Source organism: Bradyrhizobium shewense, from assembly GCF_900094605.1.
GTDB classification, from domain to species: domain Bacteria; phylum Pseudomonadota; class Alphaproteobacteria; order Rhizobiales; family Xanthobacteraceae; genus Bradyrhizobium; species Bradyrhizobium shewense.
Map to the genome: position 1 here is coordinate 553,321 of NZ_FMAI01000002.1, position 8,611 is coordinate 561,931.

10 protein-coding genes are annotated in these 8,611 nt (G+C 65.0%); 7 read left to right on the forward strand and 3 right to left on the reverse strand.

All coding sequences use genetic code 11. The features are described 5' to 3' along the window. Nucleotides 1-204: 204 nt before the first annotated feature. On the reverse strand, nt 205-525 hold the full coding sequence (locus tag GA0061098_RS43575; RefSeq protein WP_129590821.1) for a hypothetical protein: 321 nt from the start codon (nt 523-525) through the stop codon (nt 205-207). Between GA0061098_RS43575 and GA0061098_RS44795 the strand changes: the two genes are divergently transcribed. Both GA0061098_RS44795 and GA0061098_RS06850 read left to right on the forward strand, forming a co-directional pair. Beyond that, nucleotides 506-670, forward strand: coding sequence for a hypothetical protein (locus tag GA0061098_RS44795; protein ID WP_165637193.1), 165 nt, complete (start codon nt 506-508; stop codon nt 668-670). The genes GA0061098_RS43575 and GA0061098_RS44795 overlap by 20 nt on opposite strands. A gap of 34 nt (nt 671-704) precedes the next feature. Continuing rightward, a complete protein-coding gene (locus tag GA0061098_RS06850) occupies nt 705-1,070 on the forward strand; it encodes a hypothetical protein (RefSeq protein ID WP_028144962.1) in 366 nt (121 codons plus the stop codon). On the opposite strand, the gene GA0061098_RS06855 is transcribed toward GA0061098_RS06850, so the two are convergent. Both GA0061098_RS06855 and pdxR read right to left on the reverse strand, forming a co-directional pair. Further along, on the reverse strand, nt 1,071-1,316 hold the full coding sequence (locus GA0061098_RS06855) for a DUF6719 family protein (protein WP_091955119.1): 246 nt from the start codon (nt 1,314-1,316) through the stop codon (nt 1,071-1,073). A gap of 67 nt (nt 1,317-1,383) precedes the next feature. Then, entirely contained in the window at nt 1,384-2,874 is a 1,491-nt protein-coding gene (gene pdxR, locus GA0061098_RS06860; RefSeq protein WP_091955122.1) for a MocR-like pyridoxine biosynthesis transcription factor PdxR, read from the reverse strand. A gap of 76 nt (nt 2,875-2,950) precedes the next feature. Here pdxR and GA0061098_RS06865 point away from each other — a divergent pair, with 76 nt between their 5' ends. The 5 genes from GA0061098_RS06865 to kynU all read left to right on the forward strand — a co-directional run bounded on the left by GA0061098_RS06865 (nt 2,951) and on the right by kynU (nt 8,189). After that, nucleotides 2,951-3,676 (forward strand): pyridoxamine 5'-phosphate oxidase family protein, encoded by a 726-nt coding sequence (locus GA0061098_RS06865; protein WP_091955125.1) that lies wholly within the window; start codon nt 2,951-2,953, stop codon nt 3,674-3,676. A gap of 54 nt (nt 3,677-3,730) precedes the next feature. Continuing rightward, on the forward strand, nt 3,731-5,008 hold the full coding sequence (locus GA0061098_RS06870; protein ID WP_091955128.1) for an ArgE/DapE family deacylase: 1,278 nt from the start codon (nt 3,731-3,733) through the stop codon (nt 5,006-5,008). A gap of 272 nt (nt 5,009-5,280) precedes the next feature. Further along, nucleotides 5,281-6,090: an alpha/beta hydrolase gene (locus tag GA0061098_RS06875; RefSeq protein WP_091955131.1), complete on the forward strand. Its 810-nt coding sequence runs from the start codon at nt 5,281-5,283 to the stop codon at nt 6,088-6,090. Nucleotides 6,091-6,126: 36 nt separating this feature from the next. Beyond that, nucleotides 6,127-6,966, forward strand: a complete 840-nt coding sequence (kynA, locus tag GA0061098_RS06880; protein WP_091955135.1) for a tryptophan 2,3-dioxygenase — start codon at nt 6,127-6,129, stop codon at nt 6,964-6,966. Nucleotides 6,967-6,986: 20 nt separating this feature from the next. Beyond that, nucleotides 6,987-8,189: a kynureninase gene (gene kynU / locus GA0061098_RS06885; protein ID WP_165637194.1), complete on the forward strand. Its 1,203-nt coding sequence runs from the start codon at nt 6,987-6,989 to the stop codon at nt 8,187-8,189. Nucleotides 8,190-8,611: the final 422 nt, after the last annotated feature.

The following is an 8,611-nucleotide window of genomic DNA, read 5'->3' on the forward strand; positions in this document are numbered from 1 at the left end:
GCGCCGGCTGAGGCGACGCGATTCGATCGCTGATCTCCGCGGTCCGTCCGTTGGTCCGCCTCGCGCGGCATTGCGCGATCTTGCGCCGCCATAATGGCCATCCCTCAAGTGAATGCGCCCGGTGATCCGGGCGTCCTGGCTTCGATGGCTTGGGTCGCAGCCGACGTGATCTCGGTTCGACCCAGCCTTCGTTTGCCGCTCCATTCAGCAGAAAAACGTAAAATGCGTGTGAAGCGGGTGAGGCGAGAGCATGACGGCGGCTGCGTCCGGTGTGTTCGCGCACGCATGCGGAACTTGGCAGGCTACTTTGAGCTGCGGCGAGACCCGTCTGAAATGATTGGTCTTTTCGGAGAATTGTGTCGTCGTCTCGGGCCGGACGAAACAATTCTCACGCAAGATGAAACCATTTTGCGCTTTTGGCGCATCACGCGCGAAACCGCCCATGGTTATCAGCTTCACAACGACGAACGGCGCACCGCCGGCCACGGAATTCGGAGACAAGACCATGCGCGCGCTCAGCTTCATCCTTGCCTTCGGCTTCGTGATTGCCGCCTCTTCGTTCGCGGGCGCGCCGGACGGCAGTCTCCCCGGTGTCGGCACCTTCCAGTACAGCGGCTCGCCGATCATCCCCACGACGCCGCAGTCGATCGTGGTTGCCGCGCGCTTCTGATCGATAACAAGAAAATCAGCCGATAAAGGCCGTCATGATCGTTCGATTTTGCGCCGCTGCCTTCGTGTCCGTTCTGACGATCAATGCCGCCCAGGCGCAGGTGCGCGCTCCCACCAGGTTACCGGATCCCCGCACTGAGTTCGTGCGCCAATGCGCGCCGCGGATGCTGGGGCGGTGGGAACATCCCGAGGAAGTCTGCGGCTGCCTACACGATCACGCCGCGGCGGCAGTCGAGGATCGCGATCTGCGCGAAGCGCTGTTGCGCGGCATCAGTGAGACCGGCGTACCCACGATCGAGACCGACTGGGTGCCGACGTCCAAGCAGGGCGAGATCGGTCCGACCTTCACCAAGATCGCCAAGCCAACCTTGCAGTGCATGTTCGATCCGGCGAAGCAGTAACTATTTCGTCTTCGGACCGTAGCGCGGCACGCAAGCGCTGGTGCGCACGACGCCCTTGTCGGTCATCTTCGTTCCGCGCACTTCCTTGACTTGTCCGGCGGGGCAGGTTCCGTCATCCACCTGCACGCGCTGACCTAGCTTGAGATCTGTGATGTCCTGCTCGCGTCCGACCGTGACGGCGTGCGCCGTCGTCACGAACGCGGCGGAGATCAGGAGCGAGAGGCAAGCTGCACGGCGGAAAAGCATGGCGAAAGATCCCGGCATTGATACCGCAATGTAAGGACGGGCTCGCGATTCTGATAGTGAACCTTTGTCAGGGCCGCCGGGCCGATCTGTTCCTCGTGCGCAGGGCGGCGCGCGATTCCCGCGCGAGCCGTTCGGCGGTGGCGATCAGCTGCGGAACCTCGTGGCCGGAAAATCCCAGCACGAAGCCGGGCAGAGGGCGCGCGCGCGAATAGGTGTCGGCCAATAACCAGCCTTCCGCGCCGGCCGCCTGCTTGGCCCGCGCAGCCACCGAAAGATCGACCGAGGGATCAAACCGGGCGACGAGATGCAGGCCTTGGGATGGCACCGGCACCGAGAGCGCGCCGTCGGATGCGGCTTCGAGCGTTTCGGCCAGCACATCGCGGGCGTCGCGATAGAGTTTTCGCACGCGCTTGAGGTTGGCGGCGAAGGCGCCGGAGTTGAGCATGTCGGCGACCGCACCTTCCATCAGCGTGCCGGGGAAGCGGTCGAGCGCCGCGCGCGCAGCCGTCACGTCCGCGATCAGGCGTTCGGGCAGGGCGCAATAGCCGATGCGCAGGCCGGGAAACAGCGTCTTGGCAAACGTTCCGAGGTAGATCACGCGCTGGAGGCGATCGATGCCGGCGAGCGACATCAGCGGTGCGCCGTCATAGCGAAACTCGCTGTCGTAATCGTCCTCCAGCACGAAAGCGCCGGCCTGCTTGGCCCAGTCCAGAAGCTCGAGCCGCCGTGGCATCGACATCTGCACGCCCAGCGGAAACTGGTGCGACGGCGTGACATAGGCCGCGCGCGCGTTGGGGCCGGCAGTGCGTCCCTTGGCGACCTGCATCCCGTGCTCGTCGACCGGAACCGGCACGGCGCGATAGCCGCAATGCGCGATGGTTTTTCGCGCGGCGGGGTAACCCGGGTCTTCGCACCAAACCTGGTCGTTGGGCTTGAGGATCGCGCTCAGCACGATGCGCAACGCATGCAGCGTGCCCGATGTCAGCATGATCTGATCGGGGTCGCAGCGCAGGCCGCGCGCCGACAACAGATGATCGGCGATCGCCGCGCGCAGATCGCGGCTGCCGCGGGGGTCGCCATAATGCAAATGCTCGGCCCCGAAGGCGCGCATGCGCCGGCCGACGAAAGCGCGCAAGCGTTGCACCGCGCGCTCGTCGATATGGGTGCAGCCGAGCGCGAACGCACCTTGCCCCGGCGTTTCGACGATGACCTTCGCCTTGTTCGGCTCGGCCGTGCGCGCAGGAATGCGCGCGGCGACGAACGTTCCGGAGCCAACGGTCGCCTCGGCGAAGCCGTCGGCGATCAGGCGCTCATAGGCGATGACGACGGCGTTGCGCCGAAAGCCGGTCTGCCTGGCCAGCGTTCGCGACGGCGGCAGGGGCTCGCCGGGCTTGACGAGGCCGGAGACGATCATCTCGCACAGCGCCTGATAGAGCCGGTGTGCGGCGGAGGCGCCTGGCGTGACGTGCGGGCCGGTGAGGTCGAGCGGCAGCTCCGTCTTTGTCGGCAAGGAAGGCTTGGCCGGCGAGGGGAGAGAATTGGTCGGAATATTTCGCATGGAATTGGAACTATCGCAGACCAAATGCGCCGCTACAACTGCTTCCAGATTTCTTCCAATCCGAGCAGGAGCGGCCGTGAGCCAGACCGAGACCTCGAATTCCTATCCGACATCGGCGCGCAACCAGGTGAAGCGCCGGCACGACCGCGGCTTCTACGACCACGCCACGGTTCATCGCATCCTGGATTCCTCGATGCTGTGCCATGTCTCCTATGCGATCGACGGCCAGCCCTATTGCACGCCGACCTTCTTCTGGCGCGAGGGCACCAAGCTCTATTGGCATGGCTCGAGCGCAAGCCGGATGCTGCGCAGCCAGACTAGGGGCGAGCGCGTGTGTCTCACGGTCGCCCATCTTGACAGCCTCGTGCTCGCGCGCTGCGGCTTCAATCACTCCGCAGACTACCGTGCGGTAATGGCGTTCGGCACGGCCTATCTCGTCACCGACCCCGAGGAGAAGGAGCGCGCGGTGATCGCGATGGTCGACCGCTTCTTCCCGGACCGCACGGCGAGCCTGCGGGCCAGCAACACGCAGGAGATCAAGGCGACCTCCTTCATTGCGATGGAGATCGAGGAAGCCTCGGCCAAGGTCCGTGCCAAGGGTGTCGCCGACGACGACGAGGACTATGCGCTGCCAATCTATGCCGAGCGCATCCCGGTGCGCACCGTGCTCGGCGCGCCGGAGCCGTGCCTGCGCCTGCTCGACGGCGTCAGCCGGCCGGCGACGCTGAATGGCTATTCGGAAGGCCGCCTGCTCGAAGATGCATTGCGGGATGCTTATTTTGTGGAGTACCCGAACGGCTGAAATCGGCTAGCTTGCGCGCTCCTTGGGAACCATTGGAATGCCGGGAGTTGCCTGATGAATGCCGAAACGCAGCAGAGGATTCTTGACGCCGTCGATGCCGGCTTCGAGGCTCAGCTCGCCACCACACGCGATTTTGTCGCAATCCCTTCGACCCGCGGGGCGGAGGGGCCGTGCCAGGACATGATCAGCGACCTCCTGCGCGCGCGCGGCTACGAGGTCGACGACTGGCACATCAACGTCGACGACCTCAAGGACCTGCGCGGTTTCGGTCCGATCGAGCATGATTTTTCCAAGGCGCGTTCGGTGGTGGGCACCTACCGTCCGCAAACGAATGGCGGCAAATCGCTGATCCTGCAGGGCCACTGCGACGTGGTGCCCGCAGGCCCCCTGGAACTGTGGGACACGCCGCCGTTCTCGCCCGTCGTCAAGGACGGCAAGATGTTCGGCCGCGGTGCCTGCGACATGAAGTCCGGCACCATCGGCGCGCTCTATGCGCTGGATGCGATCAAGGCGGCGGGCTTCAAGCCGACGGCGCGGATCCATTTCCAGTCGGTGATCGAAGAGGAGAGCACCGGCGTGGGTGCGCTCTCGACGCTGCAGCGCGGCTATCGTGCGGACGCCTGCTTCATTCCGGAGCCGACCGGCGGCAAGATGGTGCGCTCGCAGGTCGGCGTGATCTGGTTTCGCCTACGGGTGAAGGGGCACCCGACCCATGTCGCCTTTGCCGGCTCCGGCGCGAACGCGATCATGGCCGCCTATCATTTGATCCAGGCGCTGCAAAAGCTTGAGATCGAATGGAACGAGCGCGCCAAGGCTGACAGGCACTTCAAGACGCTGAACCATCCCATCAACTTCAACCCCGGCATCATCAAGGGCGGTGATTGGGCCTCCAGCGTGCCGGCCTGGTGCGACGTCGATTGCCGGATCGCGGTGCTGCCGGGCTGGTCGATCGCCGATCACCAGAAGGAGATTGCGGCCTGCGTCGCCGCTGCCGCGCGCAACCACCGCTTCCTCGCCAACAATCCGCCGGAGATTGAATGGTCGGGCTTCCTGTCGGAGGGCTATGAGCTGACCGACGCGGCGGCACCGGAAGCCGCGTTCGGCAAGGCGTTCGGCAAAGTCTACGGTGGCTTGCCAGAGGATCTCGTCTTCACCGCGCTCACCGATACACGTTTTTACGGCCTCAACCACGGCATCCCCAGCCTGTGCTTCGGCGCCAGCGGCGGCGAGATGCACGGTTTCAACGAGTTCGTCGACCTGGACTCGCTGAAGAAGACGACCAAGGCGATGGCGCTGTTCATCGCGGAATGGTGCGGGGTGGAGAAGGCGTAGCGTCGCCTCTGTCGCAGCTCTCGTAGGGTGGGCAAAGGCGCGTGAGCGCCGTGCCCACGAGTCCTATCCGCCATGACCAGGTGCGTGGGCACGCTTCGCTTTGCCCACCCTACGGCACCGTTCTTGAAGCGACGAGCTCGTCTGCTCAGGGCAACCGCTCCCCGAAACACGGACTGATCAAATCCTTTAAGCTTAAAAGAAAGACTAGGCTGCCGGGCGTACCAGTGGCAGACTGGCGCCCGGTTCGCTGGACGAGTCCTCTGGGAGTTACGATGCGCGATTGGGATGATGCCTACGCCAATTCGGCCCATATCCCCGGCTCGGACAAGATGCCTGGACAATGGGCCGAGCGGGCGGCCGCTTACCGCACCGGGCTGAACAATTTTCGCCCTGACATCGCCTATGGCGCCGGTGAGCGTCAGCACCTCGACCTGATCCTGCCCGACAGCGACAGCAAGGGCCTCGTCGTCTTCGTCCACGGCGGCTATTGGATGCGCTTCGACAAGTCGACCTGGACGGATCTGGCCGAAGGCGCGCGCCAGCATGGCTGGACGGTGGCGTTGCCGAGCTACACGTTGACGCCGGCCGCACGCATCTCCGAAATCACCGCCGAGATCGCCGCGGCGATCGCCAAGGCGGCTTCGCTCGTCTCCGGGCCGATCCGGCTCGCCGGCCACTCCGCTGGCGGCCATCTCGTCACCCGCATGCTGTGCGACGACAGCCGGTTGGAGCCCGCCGTCTACCACCGTATCGCCGGTGCGCTTTCGATCAGCGGCCTGCATGATCTGCGTCCGCTGCTCAAGACGAAGATGAACGAGACGCTCGGCATGACCATGGGGGAGGCGACGCTCGAAAGCGCGGCGCTGCACCTGCCGCGCGGGCATTCGCCCGTCACCGCCTGGGTTGGCGGCAGCGAGCGGCCGGAATTCATCCGCCAGTCCGATCTGATGGCCAATGTCTGGACCGCCTTCGACGTGCCGACGCGCCTCGTCGTCGATCCCGGTCTGAACCATTTTACCGTGATCGACGGACTGAAGGATCCGTCATCGCCGATCACCGCGCGCCTGATCGGCCTCGACTGAGCAAAGCCGGGAAGATCGATCGAAAGGGCCTGCCCCATGACGTCCAACGATTACGATCCCACGAGAGAAGGCGCCGAGACCGATTTCGCCCGGCGCATGTCCTACGGCGACTACCTCGCGCTGGATGCGATCCTGGGCGCGCAACATCCGCTGTCGGAAGCGCATGACGAGATGCTGTTCATCATCCAGCATCAGACCACGGAGCTGTGGATGCGCCTCGCCATCCACGAACTCAGTGCCGCACGCCGTGCCATCGCCGGGGACAAGGTGCAGCCCGCCATGAAGATGCTGGCGCGGATGTCGCGGATCTTCGAGCAGCTCAACAACGCCTGGGACGTTCTGCGCACGATGACGCCGAGCGAATACACGCGTTTCCGTTCGCAGCTCGGACAGTCCTCCGGTTTCCAGTCGCGCCAATACCGGCTGATCGAATTCCTGCTCGGCAACCGCAACCACGCCATGCTCAAGCCGCACGAGCACGATGTCGAGACGACGAAGCTGCTCGAAGCTGAACTTTCGACGCCCAGCCTCTACGACGAGGTGCTCAGGCTCGCCCACCGCAACGGGCTGAAGATGCCGGCGGCGGTGCTGTCGCGCGACGTCCGCGAGACCCACAGCTTCAACGAAGGCGTGCTGCAGGCGTGGCGCGTCGTCTACGAGGCGCCGGAGACGCATTGGATGCTCTACGAGCTCGCCGAAAAGCTGGTCGATTTCGAGGATTACTTCCGCCGCTGGCGCTTCAACCACGTGACGACGGTCCAGCGCGTCATCGGCTTCAAGCGCGGCACCGGCGGCACCGGTGGCGTCAGCTATCTCAAACGCATGCTGGAGGTCGAGCTGTTTCCCGAACTCTGGCGCGTCCGCACCATTCTGTAGAAATGCCCAAAGAAATGTCTATGACCAGATATCGCGTCTATGACGACACCAAAGCGCTGTTCCATCTGCCTGAAGGTGTGATCTATCTCGACGGCAACTCACTCGGCGCGCTGCCGCTGGGGGTGGCCGAGCGCGTCAACCGCGTCATCACGACCGAGTGGGGCAATGAGCTGATCCGCGCCTGGAACAGTGCAGGCTGGTATGCGCAGCCGCGCCATGTCGGCGATCGCATCGCGCGGCTGATCGGCGCGGAAGCCGGCTCGGTGATGGTCGGAGACACGCTGTCGCTCAAGGTCTACCAGGCGCTGGCTGCTGCGCTCGACATGAACGCGTCGCGCAAGATCGTGCTGTCGGACACCGGCAATTTCCCGACCGACCTCTACATGGCCGAAGGCCTGATCGCCACGCTCGGGCGCGGCCATCAATTGCGTCTGGTGGCGCCGGAGGAGATCGACGCCGCCCTCTCGGAGGAGGTCGCGGTGCTCTACATCACCGAGGTCGACTACCGCACCGGCCGGCGTCACGACATGGCGAAGCTGACCGCAAAGGCGCATGCGCTCGGCATCGTCACGGTCTGGGATCTCGCGCATTCCGCCGGCGCGCTGCCGGTCGATCTCGCCGGGAGCGGCGCCGACTTCGCGGCGGGGTGCACCTACAAATACATCAACGCCGGTCCCGGCGCGCCGGCCTTCCTCTATGTTGCCCCGCGCCACGCCGACAGCGCGCGTGCCGCTCTGTCGGGATGGATGGGGCACGCAAAGCCGTTTGCGTTCGAGCTTGGCTATGCGGCCGCTGGTGGCGTCGAACGCATGCGCGTCGGGACACCCCCGGTGCTGGCGATGGCGGCGCTGGAGGCCTCGCTCGACATCTGGGACCGCGTCGATATCGCGGAGGTCCGTGCGCGTTCGCTGGCGCTCGGTGACTTGCTGGTCGCCGAAGTCGAACGCCGCTGTCCGTCTCTGAAGCTGGTCACCCCGCGCGCGCATGAGCACCGCGGCTCGCAAGTCTCCTTCGCCTTCGAGGGCGGTTACGCCGCCATGCAGGCGCTGATCGCCCGCGGCGTCATCGGCGATTTCCGCGCGCCTGACATCATGAGGTTCGGGATTACGCCGCTGTATATTGGTGAGACCGAGGTGCTGAAGGCAGCCGAGATCATCGAGGAGGTGATCGCGGGCGAGGTCTGGCGCCGGCCGGAATATCAGGTGGTGAATGCGGTGACGTGAGCTCCGCTGTGCCCCGGACGCAGCGCAGCGCGCCGCTCTTGCGGCGTGATACGCTGCAGAGCCGGGGCCCACGCCGCACCGTGCTCCGTCGCGAGATGGGTCCCTGTGTCTTGGAAGTCTGTCAGGATGGGGTTGGGCGGGAAGCCGTTGGGTCCTTGGCGCTTGACGCCGTGAGCCGGCTCGGTCTCCCGCCCGTTCCATTACCAACCTGAACAGTTGCACGAGGCTGCGCCAACAGACCTCGCATCACAGGGACAGGCACCGTGATCATACCCGCTCGTTGCGTCGGAATCGACGTCTCCAAACAACACCTCGATATCTTCGATGACGGTTTAGGCGTGCCGGAGCGCATCGCCAACGCGCCGCAGGCCATCACTCAGATCGCGGCGCGTTGGCGATGCAACGTGCTGGTCGTCTTCGAG